The following is a 24,592-nucleotide window of genomic DNA, read 5'->3' as shown; positions in this document are numbered from 1 at the left end:
GGGGTAAGTTACTCTCCGCTTAGAAGTTATATTTTAGCCCAACCTGAAACTGCTGCGGGCGATTGGGTCTGGCGCCGTAGGGGCGTCGACTGACAATACTGGCGTCATCAAACAGGTTATCCGCTTTAACGTAGAGGCGAATATCTTGATTAAAGCGATACCAAGCAGATAAATCCACCACGGTGAAACTGTCACTGTAAACGCCGGTTAGCGCATTATCTGATTCGCCTTCGATATTCTTTAGTACCTGCTGTCCACTTTCGGGCATGGCATCGGTATAGACAATATTGCCTTTGATGGCCCAGTTGTCACCTTCAAGCCCCAGACTCAGGGTTGCCTGATGTTCTGCCAGGTAAGGCAGTGGGTTGCCTGCATCCACTTGGTTCCATAAGGAGAACGGCGAGTAAAAAGTTTCTTTGAATTCAGAGTCGGTGTAGGTGTACATCAAATCTACGGGTATAGTCAGTCCGTAACCCACAGAGAACTCAGTGCTTGCTGCCATTTCGAGACCGTAAACATCGACACTGCCACCACTGAAGGCCAGATCGGTGTCACAACCTGCTGAGAAAGAGCAGGATTCAATCAGATTGGAATAATCGTTAAAAAACGCCACCGATTCAAAGCGGTTGTCGTCGCCGCTATAACGATAACCGATTTCGTAGTTATTGCTTTTTTCGAATTCAATGGACTCATCCTGGATTGGGCTGGTGGGGACAAATCCGCGATGAACACCTGCGAAAATCACCGACTGCTCTGTTAATTGATATAGCGCGCTGAGTCTCGGCAGGAAGATGTCGTTGCTCTTTTGCTGGGCATCGTCTTCCTCACCAGGTGCGCGGTTTTGGTAGTCACCATCGATATTTTCGTAGCGCACGCCCGCCGTTACTACAAAGTTGCCCCAACTGATGGTGTCTTGCAGATATACCGAAACAGCATCAGTTTGCTCGGTATTGGTGGTGGTGGCACGAGAGCCCTCGCCGGTGGGTGTTAGCGCACCGCTGCGCATAAAGTAGTTTTCTACCGTATGGTTGCGCTGGATTTCGTCTTGATGAAAGCGAAGTCCAAATTCGATAAGGTGCTCAGTATCACCGGAAGTTATGCGATAATCACCGTCGCTTTGGATTCCTTGTGAATACAAAGAACGGTCGTTATTGCCCAACTGTAAAATCTCTCTGGCGGAGCTGTCGATTTGTCCGCGCATCACGGCTAACAGTTCGAAATTACGCGGTTCAGTGGGATCTGAAACGATGGTTAATAGATCAGGCAGAGTTTCACCAAAGGAGCTAACTAATCCGTTAAGTTTATTCCAGGCCCGATCCAGATCGGTGCGATAAGCTTGCGTCGCCAGGGTCCAGTTATTGCCCTCAATAAAATGCGACAGGGTAAAGGCGCTGTGGTCCCATTCCATTCTGTCCAGCTGTCCGGCAGCGTATCGTTGATAAGGATTTTCACGAAAATCCTCATCGGTTAAGCCGGTATAGGTAAAGTTTGACTTTTCATCGGCGTAATTGGCTTTAAATATCAGCTCTTGGGTATAGCCACCGGAAGACAAGTCGTAGCGTACTTTCAGGTTAAAATCATTTTTTTCAAAGCCGACATCTCCACCATTGTCCAGCTCCTGGAAACCATCGGATTGCAGGTTAACCCCTTCAATCAGGACGCCTAGTCGATCTGTGACATTTTTACCGTAATAGCCGTGCGCTTTTTGATAACCGTCGGTACCCAGTGCGATATCTAACTGGCCCTCATCGGCCTCAGGCACGGTGCGAGTAAGCATATTCAGTGCGCCTGCCACGGTATTGGGTCCATATTTGATTGCTGCTGGTCCTTTGGTGACTTCCACACCCACCATTTTACTTGTAAGCGGGAAGAAGTAGGCCGCAGGAGCGGAATAAGGGGCAGGGCCAATTAACAGACCGTCTTCCATGATATTGATTTTTTTACTGCGCTCGGGGGTAACACCGCGAAAACCTATGTTGGGACGCAGACCAAAACCATCTTCCAGGCGCACGTTAACACCCGGTACAGTGGCCAGAATACGGGCAATGTCGTCGTACTCAAATTGCTCAAGTTCAACTTCGTCCACCAGTGACACGGATCCTGCGGACAGTTCCATAGTGCGCTGATTGCCAATAATACTGATGTGCTCAATAGAAGAATAGTCTGCCTCTTCTTCGGCAGCGTTTACGTTAGCAAAGAGGCAGCCAGAGGCTGCCCCAATAAAACCCATTAATAACGTTTTGTTTTTCATGTGTTTAGTCATTGTCTCCAGCAGACGTAGAAGGCAGTTCCAGCGCCAGGCTCTGGATAAAGTCGCCTTTGAGGATGTCATCAACCTCGTTAACTTCTTCGTGCAATTGCTCCACACTTTCAGGATTTTGCTCCAGCACTTCACTATAAGTGCCAGTCATTTGCTCCGCCAAAGTGATAGCGTCATCCAGTTGTGCAATGATGTTGTTGGCGGTTTCGGTATCGCCTTCTTCCGTGAGAAAATCAACGAAGCTTGCGTCTTGTTCGGAACTACCCGCTAACAAGGTACGCAGCGCACGCATGTTGTTTAAAATGTTTTCCAGCGAATAATCAGCGTAAGGTGATTCCGCGTCCTGGGCACAAGGTACCAATCCACAATTATTGACTTTGATCCCCACGGGCGCGGCAATCTTGCCGTCTTTCATTGCGCCAGTAAAATAAAAGAATCCGTCAGAAATATCGTTGATGGCCTCAAGGCTGGTGGCAAAATCAGAGCCGGGTTGCCCGGCATTTTTAAGCAGTTCACCGTAGCCGCTATCTCCCGTCCATTGGCTGACGATATCGTTGGCGCCGGCTAATACATCGGAAGAAACGATACTGGCAAAGTTACAACGGGCTGCAATGCGATCCTCATCACTTCTTTCGTTCCAGCCTTCAGGCTCGGTGCCCGGGGTCGTGCATTTGTGATCGAGATCTTCGTCAAACAGCAGATACTCCAGCGCATCCATGCCCTTTCTGGCCACATTTTGCTGAGTTATGTCATAACCTGACTCTTCCGCTGCTACTACGTCTTGATCCACGAAACAGGCGCGATTGTTGGGCCAGGAATAGATGCGGTCTCGGCGTTCATTGTTGTTCTCTGCCAGTGGTCCCACTTGCATCAGCTCAGCCATTTGCCAGGTGTCCATGGCTGTTTTCCAATTATCTTGGGCGGTGCCACGAAGATTGTCGTCATCGCTCGGTAAAGCGTCGCAATAGGCGCTAACCGAGGTATCTAGTGTTTGAGCGCGTTGCGCGAATAGCTCAAACGTAGGAATGTAGATGTTATCAACTATCGCTTCAATCAGACCGCTTTCGGTAAATTCTGCGGCTTGTTGCGCCTCATTAGGATCGGTGCCGTTACTTACTTCTTCGCCATCATTAGTCCCGTCACCATCACTGTCAGCATTGTTAGGATCGGTTTGATAAACATTGATTTCATCACCGTCAGACAAACCGTCGCCATCTGAATCTGCCGTTGTAGCACTGGTGCTGTAAGTGTTGATTTCGTCACTGTCACTCAAGCCGTCGTTGTCAGTATCACTGGAAGTGGCATCAGTACCGTGAGTATTGACTTCGTCACCATCTGACAAACCATCGTTGTCAGAGTCGGCCACTGTGTAATCCGTTCCTAAAGCATCTTCTTCTGCTTTACTTAAACCGTCCTGGTCGATATCGGCAGATGTCCACAAGCTGTATTGTGGTTGTGCCAAGGGGATATCACTTTGTTGCGTACCGAAGGTCAGACGGGAAATGCCATCGCTGTTATTGCTGAGCGCGTCTGTACCCGAACTGTTGAGCACAAACCACTGGCTAGTGGAAGCGCGACGCACCGCTAAATCGGTCATACCATCTCCGTCATAATCTGCCGGGACAGGAATATCGGTAGAACGTAAACCAAATTGACGACGTGTGATGCCGTCTGCATTGCCAGAAATGGTATCAGTGCCTGAAGAATTTAAGACGTACCAGAACTGTGTACCCGGTCGTCTAACAGCGAGATCGGCCTTGCCATCGCCATCATAATCCGCCGGGACGGGAATATCTGCTTCCTGAGTGCCAAAACGTTTACGAGTTATGCCATCTGAATTACCAGAAATGTTATCCACACCAGAAGAATTGAGTACATACCAGAATTGTGTACCCGGACGACGCACAGCCAAATCTGCTTTGCCATCGCCATCATAATCCGCCGGTACAGGTATATCGCTTTCTTGCGTACCAAATTGGCGGCGAGTGATGCCATCTGCGTTACCCGTTATGTTGTCGACACCAGACGAGTTGAGAATGTACCAATACTGGTTGGAAGGTCTTCTTACTGCAAGGTCGGTGATGCCATCGCCATCATAGTCGGCAGGTACGGGAATATCGCCAGTTTGCAGGCCGAACTGCTGACGCGTAATGCCATCGGCGTTGCTGCTGATGAGGTCAGTACCGCTGGAGTTTTTGATATACCAAATTTGCCCTGTGGCTCTACGTACAGCGATATCTGCAATGCCATCACCATCGAAATCACCTACCACCGGGATATCACCGCCATTGCGACCAAATGTAATTTGCGAGGTTTGGCCATCAGAAGAACGATAAATGCTGTTTTCGAAAGTAGACGCTCTGCGGAAAACGATATCGTCTTTACCATCACCGTCATAATCCAGTGTTGCACTGACTTGCACATTATTTGCCCATACTGCATTTGGTGCCACAAGCACGGCTAGCAAGCTGAACATAGTGAACAGTGTGCTTTCTCGCTTTTTCCGGGATTGCTTGAATTTCGGATTAATTTTCATGGGTTAAACCTTGTGTCACGACATTTCTAATCGCGTTATTGGATGTTATTGCAGTTGGCAGCAGGCGCGGAATGCAAACACGTTTGTCATTCTAAACTTGTACTTAATTCAACAGCGAACGCTACCAATTGTTTGAAAATACTGATTTTTCTCTCAAAAAGTTACTCCAGTCAAAGACTGTAGAGCGGCTTTCTGAGTGCTTTCCCTGGACGATTCAAGGAAATGCCCAACTCATACGTAAAAAACCTAAATGCGGATTGTTCTCATTTTTATCTTTTTTGTCAAATGGTCTTTTTATTACAGTTAACGTTCGGGGGTGAAAATTTAACCTTTTGTAAAATGTTGGGTTGACACACCCTATACAAATAATAATAATTCCTATTATCGTTATGCGAAGAGTTCTTATTATTGTCAGGGCGACTGGTTTTTGAGCCTGGCGAATTCCACCAAGGAATGACATCTACTCCTTCAAACGAATAAGAATCAAATATAAACATTAATGGGATACAACAATGATTGATAAAAAGTTTGCTCTGACATTGCTGAGTGTGGCATTTCTTGGATTAGCTGGATGTAATGGCGATGACGGCGCAACAGGTCCGGCTGGCGCGGCGGGTGCTCCCGGCGCTGATGGTGCCGACGGTAGTGATGGCACTGACGGCACAGATGGCGCTTCTTTGCAGATCGTAGTAGACAGAGTATACGGCGAAGCAAATGATTTTCGCGGTTTAACTTATGCACAAGTAGGTGATCATGCTGGCAAAATTTACGTTTCCGGCTTTGTGGGGACTGATGACGCAAGTCGTATGGCCGTGGTTGGTCGCTTATTTGCCGACGGTACGCCAGATACCTCATTCGGTGGCGATGGCTTTGTAGAAGTGCAAGCGACTACTGAGCAAAGCAGCAGCGATGAACAATCTCTCGGTGTGGCGGAACTACAAAGCGGTGACGTGGTATTTGCCGTGAACGCTGCAGAGAGCACGGGGGGACGTTCTATCTTCTTGTTCCGCGTTACACCTGAAGGTGACTTAGCCACTGGGTGGGGTGATGCAGATGGCAAGGCAGAAGTGGTATTTGGCTATGCCGATGCGGATAACGCCAACTTCCCCGGAGATACAGTACAAGATTTCGTTTGGGACGTACAAGTGGACCGCAGCGTAGCGACGGATCGTGTGGTGGTTTTCGGTAATGGTTCTGCTAATGATGGCACTCGTACTGATACTGACCGCTATATTACTCGCGTTAACATTACCGATACGGGTATCGAGACCGATGCCACTTTCAACGGTGGCGAAGCCTTTTCTTTTGATGCTGGCGGTTTAGGTCTGGGTGATAACCAGCGTCGCGGTATTGTTGAAGCTGATGGTAAAATTGTGGCTGCTGGCTACACCAACTTGGGTGATAGCCCTCGTCATCACGTGATGACCATTCGTTTAAATGAAGATGGCTCTTTTGATGAGACCTTCGCTGGCTACAGTGATGAAGCAAATTTGGTAGCAGCAACGCCAGGCCTTGCAGTCTTTAACCCGTTCCAGGTTGATGGTGGTTTTGCCGAAGCTTATGCCGTGGGCTATCAAGGTATCACCGACTCTTACGTTCAAGCCGGTTATGGCGGTGCAACGGGTTCAGGTTTTGAATCATCATTCGGTTTTGAATCCTATGTTGCCCAAGACATGGTGGCTTTCAGAACTTCTGCCGGAGTTTCAGATAGTCAGGACCTGACCTTCGGAGATGGTGTTTCCGGTGCAGCTGTGATCCAAAGTGAGGGCAAAGGCTTCCCAAGCAGTGAAGATCGCGCCCGTCACCTGGTGGTATTGCCCGATGGTCGTACAGTGATTGTTGGTCGTTACGGCGGTGTACCAGCTGCGTTTGTTTTAACTATTGATGGTCAACCTGATACTGGCGTCTTTGGCGATGGCATCATCGAATTGAGCAACCCCTCAGTTAGCTCACAGTTCTTCGGTGCTGCATTATCTCCTGACGGTACTCGCGTTGCTATGTCCACCAACTATAGTGAAAACGGTGCTCGCCTGGTGGTGATCAAGCCAGGTAACTAATCTAACGATTAATATAATAGGAAGGCCGCAGTCATCAGCGGCCTTTTTTATGTTTATCGTTTAGTCATTTTGTTTTATTTATTTGTGTGGGGTGAAGCAGAGTAAGCCCTCACTTCATCCATTGATAATGCTCTCGAAAAAATTTGCAGTTCATCAATGACGCCTTCGAATTGTAAGTCTTGATGGGGTTGTGAACCATTTCGGGTACCTCCGATGACACAAGCCCTATTTTCGGCTAACTGGGTTGCTCCCCAAGTTTCCTGATGGCTTCCTTTTAACTGAACACCATTCACAAATATCTTGATATTGTCAGCGTTTAATTTTTCGTTTTGTTTCGCTGATAAAACGGCTACCACGCTGTGCCATTCTGAACTATTGACTTCGGCTACTGCATTACTGGTGGTAAAACCCTGACCTAAGGTATCAGCAAAACGGTACTTGTTACTGGTGGTCAACCATAAAACGAACAAGTCATTGCAGACAAAAATATGTTGATGAAGGTTGGATGTGTCTATTTTGAGTTTTGCTGCTACCGTCACCGGACCAGTTAGATTCATTTCTGCGACATCGGGAAGTACAATCACATCCTCTTTCCTGGAAAATCGCAGGCCTTTGCCGTATTGCCCTTCTGCCATTACCGCTGAGCCCATTTGGGCGTGCAGAGTAAAAGGGCCAAAGTCACGCAATAATCCGTCTTGAGTGATGGATTCGAAATCATAAGAAACCACCAGGTTTTGCGCTGATATAGCCGTCGAACCCGTCGGGAGTTTTTCGCTGATACCGGAATAACTTTGACCTTCATTAGCCGCGGCTGGCAGCGAGATGCCTGCGAGAAGTATGGGAAGTACGTGAATCGCTTTCATAGTTGTCCTGTTTTATTGTTATTGAGAGAAACACCCGTTGTTTAATTTGCGTGTGTTGGCTCATATCCACGAGCGTTTCCCCTGTTGAATCGCAGGACATTATGGGAATTGCACAAAGAAAAAAATGAACAAGCGATGAAAAAAGGTGACGAAAAGGTGACGTGGACAATTTACGAAGGGCTTTTAACAATTTTGCTTTCATTGCAGCCAATAACCAGCGTTATTGGTGTAAATCGGTTATGCTACGCCACGATGGTAAATGGAAAGATTTTCTCAACATGACCTTAATTGGATTGGGTGAACTGACAATTGATTTGCAGGCACAATGCATCTTGCAAGGTGAGCAAGAAATTGCCATGGAGCCGAAACAGTTTCAGCTGTTACTGTTATTCCTTGAATATCCTCAACAAATAGTATCGCGTCAGCAAATTTTAGATTCCATCTGGCCAAATCAGTTAGTGACGGACAACGCTGTTAATAAACTGGTGGCAAACCTGCGCAATACCCTCAATGACAACCCTAAATCCCCGCAATACATAAAAACGGTACCTAAGCGTGGATATCGTCTTGTGGCACAGTACCAACAATTAAACAGTCAGGAGTTTGCCAATAGCAGTAATGACAAAGTTGTTGATAATGTTGAATATTCGCCGCAGAAAGGGACTCGTTACTATAGTTGGAATTGGGGAATAGTTGCTATTACCTTATTGATGCTTAGCTTTGTTTATGCTTTTTATGGCAAGAACAATGACTCACCGGGCGAAGTGTCTTCAAGTGCGCAATATGATTTTGCGCTGCTCACCAAGTTGCCTGGGTTGGAGCGTTCACCGTTATTGAGTGAAAACCAGGACGTGTTGGCATTCTTGCGAGAAGATATCGATACGGGTTATCGCAGCTTATGGCTGAAAGAGTTGTCCAATGAGGTGAGTGTTGAGATCTCAGGAGTGACTGAGTTTGTGAGTCGTTTAATTGCGTTCTATCAAGACGGCGAGCATTGGCAATTACTCTATCTGGCGCAGGAAAACAATGACTGTCATATTTCACAGGCTGTTATAGATGCTGATTACTCGTTAGTGGACAACATTGAGTTAATGACCTGCGATGATATGCATGTATTTGACGTGGCCTTTACCAGGTCTGGTGAGCAGCTCTTTTACTCTGCACAGCGAGAGCATGAAACCAAGGCGCGTATCTATCGATTGGATTTGACTACAAGGGCGCAACAGCTGATAACCCAGCCAGAAGTCTCAGGTAAGGGAAATCGTGGTATTGACCTGTCGCCAGATGAACGAAAGTTATTGATCGTGCAATTAGACAAAAACTACGCCAGCCAATTGGTTGCACTGGATTTGTATAGTAATAAACTCGACTTTGGTTTGCAGTCTCAACATAACCTGGCACAAGCAACCTGGAGCCGAGATTCAGAGCACATTATGTACTTCTCCGCATTTCCCTCCCGGCAGATATTACAAAGTGATTTACACGGCGAAAATCTCGAAGTGTTGATTCAGATGCCGGATTACATTGAGCGAGAATTTATTAGCATTCCAAACAGCGACAAGGTGCTATTTTCCACTATTAACCGTGATTATAACATTCGCTGGTTAACTTCCTCCTTGGGCGAAGGTGAAGTAGTAAACTCAACGGTCTACGATATACGTCCTACATTGGCCCATCACAGCAACCAGTTCATTTTTGTTTCAACGCGTCTTGGCAAGCGGCATTTGTATGTTTCGGAACCTGGAAAAACAGGAGAAAGGTTGCTTGCAAAGTTAAAGCAGGACAGGGCGATCAGGCGTCTGTCTCTCTCGCCTGATGACAAGGTTTTGTTATTGACTGACAGCAGCCGACTTTGGCTGGCAAAGATGCAGGAATTATTCTCGTTAAAGAGTAGTTCTAAGCAGTTAGACCTTTCCTCTGCAACAGCAACATTGGAATTTGATGGCGTCATAATGGCAGCACGCTGGTTGAACGAGCAGTCTGTCTTTGTGAAAGTGCAACAGCAGGGTCAGGTGCTGAGTTATATTTATGATGTGATACAACAAAAATTGTTGCAGGTGCCATCGCAGTGGCAGGATCTAGTGGCAGATCACGCTGACACGGGCTCCTTATATTTGATTAGCAAGGACATCGGCGAAATCTACAAAATCCCTGTACAGCAACTTCCTGATGTCATCAACGCCAAACAATTAAGGTTTTCAGACCTCGATACGATAGCAACGGGCAAGAGTATCGCCAAGGCATACAGTGACATTAATGCTCATCTTGGTAAGCTTTATTATTCAACCTCGACAATTAAAAATAGCCCGACGGCATATAGTTATCAGATAGAGGTGATGGATTTAGCGGTGGATAACAACGACATCGATATTTTACCAGCTCGTTGTCAGTGTGGCTTTGATGTGTCGAATTCCGGTTTTATCGTCAGCGAATTACAAGCGATTAAGGGCGATGTGTATTTGGCTGGTGCAACCAAGTATTCTGAGCCTTAAACTGCCAGAGCGCCTTTAGCCTGATGTTGGAAAGATTAATTGTGTGGCACTTCCTTGTGCAGACAACACTAATAATCCATCTTGTTCCGGTTAAAACTGATAAGCTGCAGATACTTTGAAGTTGCGTGGCGCACCGGGTTGTACCCAGGTGTTCGAAAAAGAATTTGGATAATAACGCTCGTCGAATAGGTTGTTGATTTCAACACGAAGCTCAATTTTTGAGCTAACTTCATAAGCCGAAAACAGCTTCATCGTGGTGTAACTTGGTAACTCGAAGTCTGAACCGAAGAATCCGTTGCGCTTACCCACATGTACCAGCCCGCCACCTATAGACAGAGGCTTTCCTTGAAGTTGCATCTCTTTGACCAACTGCAGTGTTAACTGTTGCTCCGGCACGTTTAAAAGTGGGCTTCCAGGAGGCACATCAAAACCAAAATTGGCGTCAAAGAACTGGTTTTTTGTTTCGGCGTCTATATAAGCATAGGAGAACCAAAGGTTGAGATCATCTGTCAGGTTGCCTACTAAATCCACTTCCAGGCCACGGCTCTCTGCTTCGCCAATAGCTGCAGTGGTAAAGGTATTAACGTCATCTACCACCAGAATATTGTCTTGTTCCACATTGAATAAGGCTACGGTGCCCTGTAACGCGCCATCGTTAAGCAAAAAGTTTACACCAGCTTCAATTGATGTGGATTGATTTGGCTTGTGTCCATTACCATCTTTATCTGTGCCAGACAGAGGGCGGAAGTTTTCACCATATACAGCATAAAAAGATATTGCTTCCGAGCTTTTATATACCAGACCAAATTGCGGACTGAAACGAGATTCAGTTTGAACGGCAATAGACGCTGGATCGGAACGACGATTGACTAGTTCTTGCTCATAATCATCGAATCGTGCACCCAATCTGATATCGAAGTTGTCTGTAAGACTGATTTGGTCTTGGATATAGATACCAAAAGATTCTTGGGTTTCAACACGGTCAGTATTGGGTAGGGGGGTAGGTAACTCATACGCACCATAAACTGGATCATAAACGTTGATGCTCTGACTGACACTACCGCCCTGACCATCGCGCACTCGCAGGAAAAATTGATCGTTTTCAAATTCATCTTTATCGGCACCGATAATGATGCGGTGCTTGATTGAACCGGATTCAAATTCGCCACTTAATTCTGCTCTTAATACGTAGTAGTTGGCATCGTATTCACGGTAACGACGGAAGCGACTAAAATCGCCGTTTTCAGCGACCGCGCCAAAGCCGTTTTCAGTGGCAAAGCCTTCCAGTGAGGTATCGCGGTAATTAAATCCTATTAAACCGCTCCAGGTGTCATTGAACCTATGTTGCAGTTCTAACTGATGTCCCACCACTTCTGTATCAATGGGGCCATCACCGGGTTCACCTAAAAAGCGACTTTCTGGCAAGACATCAAGGTCGCCGTTGATCTCCACGATACCGCGATCAAAGGGGATTTCTTGATTGCTGTATTCCAGTTCATAAGTCAGCTGACTGTTGTCATTGAGTCGCACTGCAATAGAAGGACTGAAACCAGATTTCGTGGTTTCAACTGTATCGCGGAAGCTTTCCGCGTCTTCATAGAAGCCCACAAGGCGAATGGCAACTTTGTCTGAAATCGGTGTGGTGTAGTCAATGTCGGTGCGGTAGGTGCTAAAACTACCTAGTGTGAAATGTATTTTACCCTCTTGTTCAAACGTGGGGCGTTTAGTCACCAGATTGATAGTCCCTCCGGGCTCACCACGGCCAAACAATGCTGCACGAGGACCTTTCAATACTTCAACTGAATCGATACCTGACAAGTCTCTTGGGCCACCAAAACCTCGTCCAGCATTGAATCCATTGACCAGATAGTTGCTAGGCAGGTTTTCATCACCAACGAATCCACGGATGGCAAAGCTATTCCACAAACCGCCAAAATTATTTTGTCTGGCCACCGACGCTGATAAGTCCAGTGCTTGGGTCAAATCAACTGCGCCGAAATCTAAGAGTGTGCCCGCGTCTAGTGTTGATTCGGCTTGTGGTGTTTCCATTCGGGTAAAATTACCTTGATAGGCCTGTTTTTGGCCAATGACGGAAATGCTTTCGATATTGTTATCATTTTTATCGTTAGGCTCTTGGGCTAGTGCAGGTGCAGTAGTCCACAATGCAGCCATTGCTGCAGTGAGTATTCTAATTTTCATTTGTGTGTTCTCTGGTTTTAGTTTGGATTCTTATTTGGTTGATACCGAGGAAGTGCCTCTAGTTTTTCCTGTGAAAACTCCGGGTTTTCAAAGAGCAGGGGGTAATAAAAGTCACGTAACTGTCCGTGAAAATTTCGTACTTTATTTTCATACGCTAATAATGCTTCGGTATCTGTTTGGGCAACGTGGGTCATAAGTCGTTGAGTCATCAAGGTCGGAGAAAACAAGGCTACATATCCGGCAATATTGTGCTTCCTCACAGTAGCTTGTTGATACGCTTGAGATAGCTCCGCGGCTTTTTGGTCTCCAACTTGTTGGAATGCGTAGTACCATTTCCATTCGAACATTGACTCCATTTGAGTGTAGTTTTGCCATTCAGGGTGGGTGGCTAAAAAGGCATTCCAGGTGTCAGAAAACGGCAAATCCCAAGCATCGTTAACAGCCTCTCGTTGCGTCAGCATGATGTCTCCACCATCAGGACTGTGAACAAGTTGTTTGAGTAAAGCATGGCTTGATGCAGGAATGATCACTGCGAAAACCAGCCAGATACTGAGCAGTACGGATGCAAATTGGGCTGAGCCGAGTCGAGACAGACTGGGTAAATTGCCCAGCCCCAGAATCAGTAGACTCCAAAATAGCATTTGGGCGGCCACTATCGCTAACATGACAACGGTGCCTGCGGCACTTGCTTGAGCTACTATCGCAGCGAGAACAAAGGGAATAGCAACGACTAAAAACATAGGTAGAACGATGGCTAATAGACGGTTAAGCCACAGACCGTTTTCGCTACGAGTCGTTACAATGAGTAAATCAAAACGACCAGCTTCGCGCTCTGATGCCCGCATGTCATGTAGCATCAGGATCATAAACAGTGGCAATAACACACTGATCAGAAAGGCAAAATCAAAACGTCCTAAGTAGGAAAGCTCGGGGTTGTCCGCGTCAGTCTCGTAGATTTGCCCTTCCAAAGCCAGCATGCGAATACGATGCTTCCACGGGAACACATCCCGTTCACCAATAGCTGCAAAGGCCAACGACGAAGGCTCTGACCAGGTGAGATGAAAAGAGTAATATGCCGCACCACCGTAGTCTTTTTGATTAGATAGCACATGGTTTCGGTCTTTCTCGTCTTTTTCAATAAGGCGCTCGATGGTACTGCGCTGGGAACTAATCTCAGTGTATCCAGACCATACTGAGAATACTGAGAGTAAAAAAAGAATTGAAACGGCTATCCGAAACTGTGGCTGATAAATGCAAAAGGAAATTTCTCTTTTAAATTCGCTGACTGTAATCATAGTTGCTTCCTTTTAGCGGTATACACAAGGCTGGCAAAGGCCAGCGCTGCCCAAAGCAACAGCTGTAATAAATAAGACTGACTGGCACTGATTCGGTCGCTGGCTATTTCAGGTTGAAAACGGAACTCAGACAATATTTGCCAGTTACTTGCATCAACTCTGGCTCGTAGATTCGATTGCTCGTTCTTGGAACGATTGATATCCAGGTCGTAAGCCAAAATGGTTTCATGGGCCTTATTCAACCCTTGCACAAATTGGTAACGCAGTGCTTCTGCCTCTTGTAAGAACCGGTGATGTGTTTCAAGGCTGGAACCAGCGATACGCATAGAATAAGAGCGCATAGCGATTGCGGGGGAGAGCCAACCAAATTGCCTTGCAATCAATGCCTGATTGCGCTCTTCATCCATGCGGGCTTGAGCGTAGCGATTTAATACCCGAGTGAGTTTTTCTTCTGAATACTGCGCTACAACACCGCGAAAATTAACAGGTAGCTGTTCTACATCGTCAACCTCATATTGTGCTAACAGGTTAGATTTGAGCTTCGCAAACGCCGGGTCGGATGCATTATGGCCGTCACCCAATTTGCGCAATTCTTCTAAAACGGCAAAGTCTGCCTCTAGCTTACCAGCAGAGGGTTGTAAGCTCATTGCTGTAGAGCTTGCGATTCGAGGTAATAAAATACAAAGACTGATCCAAAGCCCAACCAACATCACAAAGCTGGTACTGCTTTTTTGGGACCAGGTGGATACGGCTGTTACGAGCATAGCCCAGGTAAAGATGTAAAGAAGGTATCCAATAACAAACATTAAACTGACAAGGCTACTCTCACCTTGAAAGGTGGCCCAAATACTGGCTACAACCAGAGGAATAATGATAAGTACTCCAGTGCTGAACAGTGCCAAGGTTTTGCTGAACATCACAGTAAGCAAAGGGACGCCTTGCGTGACTAACATGTTTAGTGTGCCGGCTTCTCTTTCCCTTGATACGCCCGCATAACCAATCAAAATAATCAACAGCGGGGCCAATATTTGCAGAAGAAAGCCGGGAGTCACACTGCTAAAGCGAGTAAGTCCAGCTGATTGTCGCTGCTCAGAAAACATGGCGCTATTTTGTCGGTGGCCTTCCAGGAATATCGTCGTACCCACAAAAGCATCAACGCCGGGATCGATAATGCTCAATGGCGACGGGGTGCGAAATACATAATGGCCGTAATGCACCATTCTATGAGGATGACGGTCGGGTTGTTCTACAAAGCGCGTCTCTGCTGCTTGTTGTTGATGGATTCGGGCATCATGACTTTCTGCTATGTGCAGAGAGTTCACGATAACTGATGTCATGGTTAACAGCGCGCCAACCATAAGTACAATGAGCGCCAATTTAGAACGTTTCCAGTAGCGCCATTCACCAATCAATAGTGGCATTAAGGTATTCATTATTTGCCAAGCTCCGCAAATGCGGCGTGAACCGATTCGGTATCGATGATGTTGTCACCTTGGCGGGTAAATGAGCCAACTAATTCACCATTGTTGAGCAAAGCAATTCGGTGTGCTACCTGACAAGCACCGTACACGTCATGAGTCACCATAAAAATGGTGGTACCTGCCGCAGATAGTTTTGTTATTAGGGTGTTAAACTCATCGATGGCACTTGGGTCAAGACCAGAAGTGGGTTCATCCAAAAACAACACTGGAGCTTCTCGCAGCAAGGCAAGAGCGATAGCCGTTTTTTGTCGCATTCCTTTCGAATAACTGGACAGTAAACTATTGCGCGCAGAATCTTTCAAAGCGACTTTATCAAAGGCCGCGTTGATATCATGTTCGGTCCGCTGAGTTCCCGCCAAAGCAAGAAAATAACGCACGTTTTCAATGCCAGAGAGATGGCCATACAACATGACTGATTCAGGTAAATATGCGACTTTCGCACGTATTTGTTTGATTTCGTTGGCCACTGAATGACCCAGTACGGTTGCATCGCCACTGGTGGCTTTAACCAAACCTAAAAACGTTTTAAGTGTGGTGGATTTTCCGGCTCCGTTGCCCCCTAGCATGGCAAATACTTCTCCTTTGCCTACATCAAAACTGAGGTTTTGCAGAGCCGAATATTGTTCAAAATCAACACTCAGATTTGACGCGCTAATCGCGAAGGTTGCGGATTCAATTGAAACTTGCTGCATAATGGGAAATTGTAATTGTTATGATATAACATATTTTAAGTTGTTTTTTTTATTATAAGCAAGACTAATTTTGTGTGGATTTGGAATAATTGGCTGAATCACAAACGTGAAGTTGTTAGGTTTAAGGGTTTAAAGCTGATTTAAATATCGAGAGCAACTTATTTAGCTTTGTTTCGTTTCGAGTTAAAAATTATGTAGCGTTCAAATAATCGTTATCTGCTATACTGCGCGCCCTTTAGCCATCGGGCTATCCAGTAAACCTTCGACTTTTGAGAGCTTTCCTTTGATCAGTGCCGCAAACATCACCATGCAGTTTGGTTCTAAACCATTGTTTGAAAACATTTCTGCTAAATTTTCCAATGGTAATCGCTATGGTTTGATTGGGGCCAATGGCTGCGGAAAATCCACTTTTATGCGGATCTTGAGCGGCAAGCAAATGCCCACTGCGGGTAACGTGTCTTTGGCACCTGGCACCAAATTAGGGGTGCTAAATCAGGACCAGTTTGCTTACGAAGATATGTCGGTGGTGGACACCGTGATCATGGGTGATACCCAGCTGTGGGCGGTAAAACAAGAGCGTGATGCCATCTATGCCAAAGCCGATATGAGCGAAGAAGAAGGCATGCGGGTGGCAGACCTGGAAGTGCAGTTTGCTGAGATGGATGGCTACACAGCAGAAGCAAGGGCTGGTGATATTTTGTCGGCAGCGGGAATTGAGGAAAGTTATCATTTTGGCTTAATGAAAGAGGTGGCACCGGGACGCAAGGTTCGGGTGCTATTGGCGCAAGCCTTGTTTGCAGAGCCAGATGTGTTGCTGCTTGACGAACCCACTAACAACCTGGATATCTATACTATCCATTGGCTGGCGGAAGAGTTGAACAAACGCAAATCCACCATGTTGATCATTTCTCACGACCGTCACTTTCTCAATTCCGTATGTACCCACATGGCGGATATCGATTATCAGGACTTGCGCATTTTCCCCGGTAATTATGACGCGTTTGTGGCTGCCGCAGCCTTGATCCAGGAGCAACTGCATCATGAGAATGCCAAAAAATCCGCTGAAATAGAGGATTTGCAAGCCTTCGTGGCGCGCTTCTCGGCCAATGCCTCTAAAGCGAAACAGGCCACCTCGCGAGCCAAACGTCTGGAAAAAATCGAGTTGGCAGAAATTAAAGCCTCCAGCCGTCGTCGTCCTTATATTCAATTTAAACAACACAAAAAACTGCATCGCCTGGCAATTACCCTCGATGGTATCGCCCATGGTTATCCCGATCTGCCGCTGTTTAGCGACGGTAACTTATTGCTTGAAGCCGGCTCTCGTCTGGCGGTCATTGGTGAAAATGGCGCGGGTAAAACTACCTTACTCAAGTGTTTGATTGACGAATTGGCGGTAAAGGAAGGGCGTATCAAGTGGGCGGAAAATGCCGCTATTGGTTATGTACCGCAGGACAGTAGTTGTGATTTTGATGGCGACTGGACCCTATACGAATGGATGTCGCTGTGGCGCAATGAAAAGCACGACGACCTGCAGGTTAAAGCCATGTTAGGTCGATTGCTATTTAGCGCCGATGACTTTAACAAAAAGGTGTCGGTTTGCTCGGGAGGAGAGAAAAACCGTCTGTTATTCGGCAAGCTGATGCTGCAGGATATCAATGTGCTGGTGCTGGATGAACCCACTAACCACCTGGATATGGAATCCATCGAAGCCCTTAACGATGCCCTGCTGCAATTTGATGGCACTATTATCTTCGTCAGTCACGATCACGAATTTATCAGCTCTTTGGCCACGCAAGTGATAGAAATCAGTGAGCAAAAGCTGAACTATTTTGATGGTACTTATGATGAGTTTTTGGCCAGCGAGTCAGTTAAAAAGGCTTAAGTTTCTAACATAGCCAGAAATTGATTGATCTTGCGTTTCAGACTGGCATCTTCAGATTCCTCTTTCAGGCGTTCAAAGTCCTGAATTGAAGTGTCGGGGTGCTGATTAAGATAGCGCAATTGGGTAAGTCTGAAACTTATCCAGTCATCTGAAATAGTGCGCTGATCAGGTGGCAACTTTGCGTATTGCTCAATACTGCTTATGCCTAGCGTCAATTGGCGTTGTGACTCTGCGGCCTGTTTAGCCAGTTGATAATGCAACATGGCAGAGAATGATTGAGGGGCAGCCTGATTGGTTTTGTCAATCGACATCAGTACATCAAGTGCTGTGGAATGATGCCCATAACTTGAAAGCCACATGGCGTAGTCGTATTTGAAAGTCTCGTCCTCATCTGATGCGGAACTGTTCAGTGCCATTAGGTAGCGTTGGTGCACCCATTCAAGCGGATTTTCTTGCAACATTTTTTGCACTTCAAAACTAAAGGCGGCTTTTTCATCTATTTTCCTTAATTGAGCTACTAAATCCGGTATCGATTCTTTTTCGCCACCGGCCAGCACGGGTGCTTCCTGATGAAAACGAATTAATCCGATAATGGCGTCTTTGTGTTGTGGAGCGATAGAGAGGGCTCGTTCAAAGTAGCTTTTGGCTTCTCTGGCATAACTCAGTTTGTTAAATATATTGGCTTGCTGCGCCTGTTTCGCGGCGATGCGTCCAGCCAGATAAAGGGTATCGGGTTGTTCTGGCTGCTGTTGCAAGGCTTTTTCGATGTAGGTTTGCGCGGTTTCCAGTTGCGCTTTTGAAAAAGCCCGCTGAGCTATTTCCAGTAAACTCTCATTGGCTAAGCTTTCATCAGAAATGAAAACACTGCTCAGGCTTAAACAGGTGATTAAACAAGGTAGAAGCTGTTTGATAGGCATTGAGTTACTCCCGGATGAATTAGGCTTTGGATACTTGTTTGAAAGTGCGTCCGTGCAGTGCAAAGACGTTTAACTTGAGCATCCAATAGAAAATCGTCAGTAAGGTCATTACTGTTGGCGCAAACCAGTCGAAATAGCCGCCTAATATTTTTTGGGCCACAAAAAAGCCGGTCACGGCAGTGGCGTAGCCCGCTAACATTTTTGAGAGGTGCAGCACCAGCCAACGCTTTCTGGCAAGACCCGGTTGCTTGAAGAGCCACAAATCCACCAGACAAAAACCTATCGCAACCACACCAAAAACGGTTTGCAAGGGTTGAAAACCGCCATGCAGCCACTTTGAATAGAACAGGATAAACAGGCTGACCGTAGCCGTCACAGCAATTAATGCATAGTCCAGGCGGTAGCGATGTTTTGGATTTTTAAAATACAGGCTGCGAATTCCCCCTAGCAGAAAATACAGAGTCATGACACTGATCTGGAACATTGAGGTACTAAAGTGGAAGGGCATTGTCGCTACTATCAGGGTAAAAACGGCGGACAAGGTCATGAGCAAAAAGAACAATGTGCCAGTGAGTTTGTGTAGGCGTCCGCCTTTTTTCGCGATTAATGCCAAACCGCCCACCACAAAGGCCAGGCTACCTAAGATGACATGCGCTGCGATAAGGCCGTTAACCAGACGAATCTCCAGCAGAATGACAAACAGGGCAGTTGCTATGATTGAAAGAGTTGAGGTTATACTGAGATATCGAATGAGTAATTGCGAGTTCATTGGGTTCCCCTTGTTTTGAGCGCCCAGATTAGGCTTTCAAATAGCTGAAAACCTCTCAAAAGCCATTTTGAGAGTAGGAAAAACAAGAACTGAGAGTACATATATGCTGATAATTAACCCTGAGAGTATTTTCCGCCGATGGGGGCTGGCTAATTGAGTTTTTCCTTTTTTGATGTGTTGTTAATGATTGGGATTGTGCAAGGGCTGGTTGCTATTCCTTTGTTGTTGAGGTCGAAGCAACAACGCTTGAGTAAAGTGTTCCTGGCGTTGGCAATTTTGTCTTTTTGTCTGCTGTTTCTCAAAGTGCTGATTATATTTAGCAGCGCTTTTGCCGGGCCACAATTCCATTACTTCCCTATTGCCTTTGAAATGGCAACGGCTCCCTCGTTCTACTTCTATTTTCTGGCGCTTACTGAAAGGCAGTTTCGTTGGAAAAGGAGCTATGCTTGGCACTTTGTACCGGTGTTATTGGCTCAGAGTTATGCCTTTTTAGTGTACTTTTCTATGCAGGACTTGCCGGACGGTACTCTGAGTTATCAGATGCTGGATGCATTGCATTATAGTACCGTGAAAGAGGTGGAAAACTGGCTTATCGTGGTTTCGATATCGAGTTATTTAACAGTGGGCGCCAAAAAGTATCTGCGCTTTCAGCAGCGTGTCAGAGACAATACCGCTGACACTGCTTATCCCACCTTGAGTTGGTTGAAATCGATTATTTCCACCTGTGGACTATTATTGTTGTTCCTTGTGGTGAATATGCTGGTGGATCGCATCTGGTTGCTGGCCAATGAAACTCTTATTCACTGGCAAGTGTATTATGTTTATGTGGCGGGTGTGACCTATTACCTCGGGTTAATGGCGTTCAGACAACAAGCTCCGGACCTCAATCAAATTTATCCATTAGCGCCAGATTCAGACCAGATGGACGTGATTTGCGACGATACCCGAGAGTTGGCACACAGAATTGAAACGCTACTCAAAGAGCAAGCGCTGTTTTTGGATCCGAATCTCAATGTATCGCGGCTTGCCAGTGAGTTGCGGGTTAACTCAGCCACCATATCGCAAGTGATTAACCGCCATTTTGGTATGAGCTTTCGCGCTTACATCAATGAATTTCGCGTTAATGCCATCAAAGCCAAGCTATTGGATGAAAAAAACAAGGCCTCAGTGTTATCGTTGGCGCTGGAGTCGGGTTTTAATTCTGAAGCCAGTTTTTATCGGGTATTTAAGGCGGCAACAGGCCAAACACCTACGGGTTTTATTGAAGCCAATAAGAACCCGGAGTAAATAGTTTATGGGAGTTGTGAGTTATGAGAATTAGCATTGCTGTATCTTTCCCGTGTTTGAACAGTTTATTACTGTTACTCATTATCTTTTTTCCACAAAGGGCCGTGAGCGCGGAAAAAGATAACGCTGTGATCTGGCAGCATGCAGCGTCACTGCCTTATCGGGTGCAAGAGATTTATCCCACGGTTTTTAAAGGGCATATCATTGTCGCTGGCGGATTATCACCCGATGTTGACCAAAATCGCATCGGCGTATCAGACAGAGTAGTGGCCTATAGCCTTGGAGACAAAACCTGGTTCGATATGCCAACGCTGCCGCAGCCAAGACACCATCCTATGCTCATTGTGGTCAACGACAGGTTGTTGTCATTCGGTGGATTTACCGTGGATCAACAGGGAGCTTGGCACAATAGTCGAGATGTACTGGAGTGGATCCCAGAACAGGTTAATGAAGAGAAAAATAGTTTATTAAAGGGGGAGTGGCAGAAAATCGCCAGTCTGCCGGCGCCCTTGTCCGAAACACTTGCTGTGGTCAATGGGGAACAGGTACATCTTGTGAGTGGTCGCACCCCGGCAAAATCAGAGCAGAATAGTCAATGGAACCATCAAAAAGATGTGGCGACACACTATGTGTTTGATCCAAACAATCTGCAATTTGAACAGAAGGCCGCCGTGCCCACCGCGCGCAATAGTGCCTGTAGTGTTAAGTTAAATAGTTATTGGCACACTATCGCCGGCAGAACGGTATCGGGCGGTAATCTTGCCAGTCATGAAGTGTATGATTTTGAAAAAGATACCTGGATAGCGAAAGCACCGTTACCCGATACTCAAGGAGGCCTGGCTTGTGCTGTAATCGAGCAACAAATCTATGTTTTTGGTGGCGAATATTTTGACAATGGTGGCGGCGTCTACTCAACCGTGTGGCAATACACAAGTGCAACGGATAGCTGGCGCGCTGTCTCGAAAATGCCCTTACCTCGTCATGGTTTAGGGGCGATAGCAGATAATAATCATATCTATGTTATTGGTGGAGCATTGCAAGCAGGGGGCGTTCAAACCAGTGATGCTATGACCATCTTTTCCCTGAAACCCTGATAACTCGTGATGCGCTGACAGACTATAAAGCGGGTTGCAGTGGCAAAGGTTTGTTCATTGCCACCGCATTTTTTAGATTTTTTTACGCTTTGATTCTGCGTCTAAATAGCAATGTGCCAAGTGCTAAAACCAGCATGGTTATCGGGTTGATAGCACCACCAGATGAACCACCATCGGATGGGGTGCTTGGATTGTCACTACCACCACTGTTATTGTTGTTGATCAGGGTATTGGGCGTCGGATTCAAATCCGGATTGGTTACAACCGCGTCATCGGTAACCACGATGTCCGTGATCAGGACAAAGTTGTCTTCGTTTGGATCTTCACCGCTGGCAGAATCGTAGTCGATTAGCGGTGCTGCGCTGACAGCTCCACCCAAGTTAAAACGCGGTAACTGGTTAATTTCATCTGCGATGTCCATGCCGTTTTCAATGACCTGACCAAATACGGTGAAGCCACTATTTTGCAGATCCAGGTTAGCGCTGTTATCCGCCATATTGATAAACCACTGTGAGGTGGCACTGTCTGGATCGCCTGCGAGCTTGGCCATAGCGATGGTGCCGCGCACATTTGACAACTCCGGCTCATTAACCACAGGAGCACCGGTAGGCACTTCATCTAACGGCAGTTCTCCATTGTATTGATAGCCACCTGACTGGATAACAAAGTCGGGTTCAAGGCGGTGCACGATAGTATTGGCGTAGGCCCCCGAGTTTACGTATTCTAGGAAGTTTTCTACAGTTTCAGGTGTTTGTTCATCAAACAGGTTAACGCTGATATTGCCCATATTGGTACGAATTTCAACGACGGTGGCAGAGGTTTGGAAGCTGGCTAAGGCAGCCAGAATGAAAGCTAATGTTATTTTTCTCACGTTCTTATTTCTTTTTTGTTTCTAAATTTGTGGGCCAATGGTAAAGAATGCGCAATCTTGCCAAAACTGTTTCCCTGTATCAATTTGTAATTCAGTTTCAGTTCATGGTTTTGCTTTTTTTAGGCCATGATATAAATTGGTATTACCACTTAGCATTTTTATGGTTTATTAATGAGTTAGCGGGCCTCACAACTTATAATGGGGCAACCAGATTATTTCACTGCCAGTTTATGTTTAACTTTTTTTCCTCGAAATACCTGCGCAACGACATCATGGGCGGCATTACTGCTGCCATTGTGTCGCTTCCCCTTGCATTAACTTTTGGTGTGGCGTCAGGCGTCGGTCCGGAAGCAGGTCTCTACGGTGCCATTATCATTGGTTTGTTTGCCGCCGTATTTGGTGGTACGCCGACACTTATTTCGGAACCTACCGGGCCCATGACGGTGGTAATGGCGGCCATTGTGACAAGCATGATTGCCAATAACCCAGAGAATGGTTTGGCCATGGCCTTTACTGTGGTAATGATGGCGGGCCTTTTCCAGATTGCGTTTGGGCTATTTAAGCTGGGCAAATACGTTACCCAGATGCCTTACAGTGTGGTTTCCGGTTTTATGTCGGGTATCGGGGTGATCCTGATCATTATTCAGCTGGCTCCGGCGTTAGGACAGGCCGCTCCCACTGGCGGTGTCATCGGTACTGTTAAGGCGATCCCTGACATCATTGCCAATGCGCAATTTAATGAGGTTGTACTGACCTTAATTACCCTGTGTATTTTGTTCTTTATCCCCAAGCGATTTACCAAGCGCATACCCGCTCAACTTATTGCCTTAGTGGGCGTCAGCGTACTTTCCTTGGTGGCTTTTGGGCCAGATACGATACGCCGTATTGGCGAAATTTCGGTCTCATTGCCCAGCCCGGTTTTACCCAGTTTTACCGCAGAGCAACTCAATGCCATGCTGGCGGATGCCGTAGTCTTAGGTATGTTGGGCTGTATCGATTCTATGCTGACATCGGTGATTGCTGATAACTTAACCCGGACCGAACACAAATCGGATAAAGAATTAATTGGTCAGGGTATTGGTAATTTTTTCTCCGGACTTTTGGGGGGCTTACCCGGTGCCGGAGCCACCATGGGTACCGTGGTGAATATCCAGACTGGAGCGCGCTCAGCCTGGTCAGGGGTAGCCAGGGTCGTCACCCTGATCATTGGTATTTTTGGTGCCGCCAGTTTGTTGAGTAGCATTCCTCTGGCTGTGCTGGCCGGTATTGCCGTTAAAGTGGGTATTGATATTCTCGACTGGAGTTTTATCAAACGGGCCCATCGGGTTTCCTGGCAATCTACCCTAGTCATGTATTCTGTGCTGTTCTTAACCGTGTTTGTTGATTTGATTTTTGCTGTGGGTTTTGGCGTATTTGTGGCCAATATTTTGATCATCGAAAAACTCAGTGCCAGTCAGTCTAAAAATGTGCGTGCTATCAGTGATCTGGATGACCAACTTCCGTTGAATAAACGCCAGCGAGAACTGTTAAACCAAGCCAATGGTCGCATTCTCTATTTTTACTTAAGTGGTCCCATGATTTTCGGCGTGTCTAAAGCGCTGGCCAAAGAGCGGGCCAACATAGCCAATCACGATGCGGTGATCATCGATTTAAGCGATGTTTCCTTATTAGACGACACTATGTCTTTATCTATCGAAAACATGATCCTGGAAACGCGAGACATGCACAAAGAAGCGATCGTGATCGTAAAAACGGAAGCGGGTAAACAACAGTTGTTGAGATTATTGCAAGAGCACGACCAAAATCTCGAAGAAATTGTGGTGGATAGTCGCACGCAAGCGCTTGAATTGGGCTTGAGTAAGTTAGCTTAAAGCCAGCCTGAAAAGTAATTTCAGGC

The 24,592-nt window shown here is 46.4% G+C and carries 16 protein-coding genes; 6 read left to right on the top strand and 10 right to left on the bottom strand.

Annotated features, from left to right (window positions below; all coding sequences use genetic code 11):
- Positions 1-19: 19 nt before the first annotated feature.
- Positions 20-2,251, bottom strand: coding sequence for a TonB-dependent receptor family protein (locus ACXAGP_RS04730; RefSeq protein WP_475259864.1), 2,232 nt, complete (start codon positions 2,249-2,251; stop codon positions 20-22).
- Between the two features lie 4 nt (positions 2,252-2,255).
- Positions 2,256-4,796: an imelysin family protein gene (locus tag ACXAGP_RS04725; protein ID WP_475259863.1), complete on the bottom strand. Its 2,541-nt coding sequence runs from the start codon at positions 4,794-4,796 to the stop codon at positions 2,256-2,258.
- Positions 4,797-5,308: 512 nt separating this feature from the next.
- On the opposite strand from ACXAGP_RS04725, the gene ACXAGP_RS04720 reads away from it, so the two are divergent.
- Positions 5,309-6,853 carry a hypothetical protein gene (locus ACXAGP_RS04720; RefSeq protein ID WP_475259861.1) on the top strand — a complete coding sequence of 515 codons (1,545 nt, stop codon included), beginning with the start codon at positions 5,309-5,311 and terminating at the stop codon, positions 6,851-6,853.
- A 74-nt stretch (positions 6,854-6,927) separates the two neighbouring features.
- Here the strand turns inward: ACXAGP_RS04720 and ACXAGP_RS04715 are convergent, their stop codons facing one another.
- Positions 6,928-7,716, bottom strand: coding sequence for a LamG domain-containing protein (locus ACXAGP_RS04715; protein WP_475259860.1), 789 nt, complete (start codon positions 7,714-7,716; stop codon positions 6,928-6,930).
- Between the two features lie 161 nt (positions 7,717-7,877).
- On the opposite strand from ACXAGP_RS04715, the gene ACXAGP_RS04710 reads away from it, so the two are divergent.
- The gene (locus ACXAGP_RS04710) at positions 7,878-10,208 is read left to right on the top strand and encodes a winged helix-turn-helix domain-containing protein (protein ID WP_475259859.1); all 2,331 of its coding nucleotides are present in this window, start codon (positions 7,878-7,880) and stop codon (positions 10,206-10,208) included.
- Between the two features lie 90 nt (positions 10,209-10,298).
- On the opposite strand, the gene ACXAGP_RS04705 is transcribed toward ACXAGP_RS04710, so the two are convergent.
- The 4 genes from ACXAGP_RS04705 to ACXAGP_RS04690 are packed head-to-tail and all read right to left on the bottom strand — an operon-like array spanning position 10,299 to position 15,875.
- Positions 10,299-12,407: a TonB-dependent siderophore receptor gene (locus ACXAGP_RS04705; protein WP_475259857.1), complete on the bottom strand. Its 2,109-nt coding sequence runs from the start codon at positions 12,405-12,407 to the stop codon at positions 10,299-10,301.
- Positions 12,408-12,424: 17 nt separating this feature from the next.
- Positions 12,425-13,702 carry a DUF3526 domain-containing protein gene (locus ACXAGP_RS04700; protein ID WP_475259855.1) on the bottom strand — a complete coding sequence of 426 codons (1,278 nt, stop codon included), beginning with the start codon at positions 13,700-13,702 and terminating at the stop codon, positions 12,425-12,427.
- Positions 13,699-15,135: an ABC transporter permease gene (locus ACXAGP_RS04695; RefSeq protein ID WP_475259854.1), complete on the bottom strand. Its 1,437-nt coding sequence runs from the start codon at positions 15,133-15,135 to the stop codon at positions 13,699-13,701. Before ACXAGP_RS04695 ends, ACXAGP_RS04700 begins: the two co-directional genes overlap by 4 nt.
- A complete protein-coding gene (locus tag ACXAGP_RS04690; RefSeq protein ID WP_475259852.1) occupies positions 15,135-15,875 on the bottom strand; it encodes an ABC transporter ATP-binding protein in 741 nt (246 codons plus the stop codon). Before ACXAGP_RS04690 ends, ACXAGP_RS04695 begins: the two co-directional genes overlap by 1 nt.
- A gap of 283 nt (positions 15,876-16,158) precedes the next feature.
- Here ACXAGP_RS04690 and ACXAGP_RS04685 point away from each other — a divergent pair, with 283 nt between their 5' ends.
- Positions 16,159-17,757: an ABC-F family ATPase gene (locus tag ACXAGP_RS04685; protein WP_475259851.1), complete on the top strand. Its 1,599-nt coding sequence runs from the start codon at positions 16,159-16,161 to the stop codon at positions 17,755-17,757.
- On the opposite strand, the gene ACXAGP_RS04680 is transcribed toward ACXAGP_RS04685, so the two are convergent.
- Positions 17,754-18,674 (bottom strand): hypothetical protein, encoded by a 921-nt coding sequence (locus tag ACXAGP_RS04680; protein ID WP_475259850.1) that lies wholly within the window; start codon positions 18,672-18,674, stop codon positions 17,754-17,756. The genes ACXAGP_RS04685 and ACXAGP_RS04680 overlap by 4 nt on opposite strands.
- A gap of 19 nt (positions 18,675-18,693) precedes the next feature.
- Positions 18,694-19,443, bottom strand: a complete 750-nt coding sequence (locus ACXAGP_RS04675) for a DUF2306 domain-containing protein (protein ID WP_475259849.1) — start codon at positions 19,441-19,443, stop codon at positions 18,694-18,696.
- A gap of 153 nt (positions 19,444-19,596) precedes the next feature.
- Between ACXAGP_RS04675 and ACXAGP_RS04670 the strand changes: the two genes are divergently transcribed.
- Complete coding sequence (locus ACXAGP_RS04670) at positions 19,597-20,730, top strand: helix-turn-helix domain-containing protein (protein ID WP_475259848.1); 1,134 nt, start codon at positions 19,597-19,599, stop codon at positions 20,728-20,730.
- 23 nt (positions 20,731-20,753) lie between these two features.
- Positions 20,754-21,824, top strand: coding sequence for a Kelch repeat-containing protein (locus ACXAGP_RS04665; protein WP_475259847.1), 1,071 nt, complete (start codon positions 20,754-20,756; stop codon positions 21,822-21,824).
- An 82-nt stretch (positions 21,825-21,906) separates the two neighbouring features.
- Here ACXAGP_RS04665 and ACXAGP_RS04660 read toward each other — a convergent pair whose 3' ends face one another.
- Positions 21,907-22,695 (bottom strand): peptidylprolyl isomerase, encoded by a 789-nt coding sequence (locus ACXAGP_RS04660; protein ID WP_475259846.1) that lies wholly within the window; start codon positions 22,693-22,695, stop codon positions 21,907-21,909.
- Positions 22,696-22,925: 230 nt separating this feature from the next.
- Between ACXAGP_RS04660 and ACXAGP_RS04655 the strand changes: the two genes are divergently transcribed.
- The gene (locus tag ACXAGP_RS04655; protein WP_475259845.1) at positions 22,926-24,566 is read left to right on the top strand and encodes a SulP family inorganic anion transporter; all 1,641 of its coding nucleotides are present in this window, start codon (positions 22,926-22,928) and stop codon (positions 24,564-24,566) included.
- The last annotated feature ends 26 nt before the right edge of the window (positions 24,567-24,592 follow it).

The sequence above is a fragment of the Planctobacterium sp. AWM4_229 genome (genome assembly GCF_056160305.1).
Note: the sequence above shows the minus strand (reverse complement) of the source record. Positions and strands in the feature narration are given on the sequence as shown.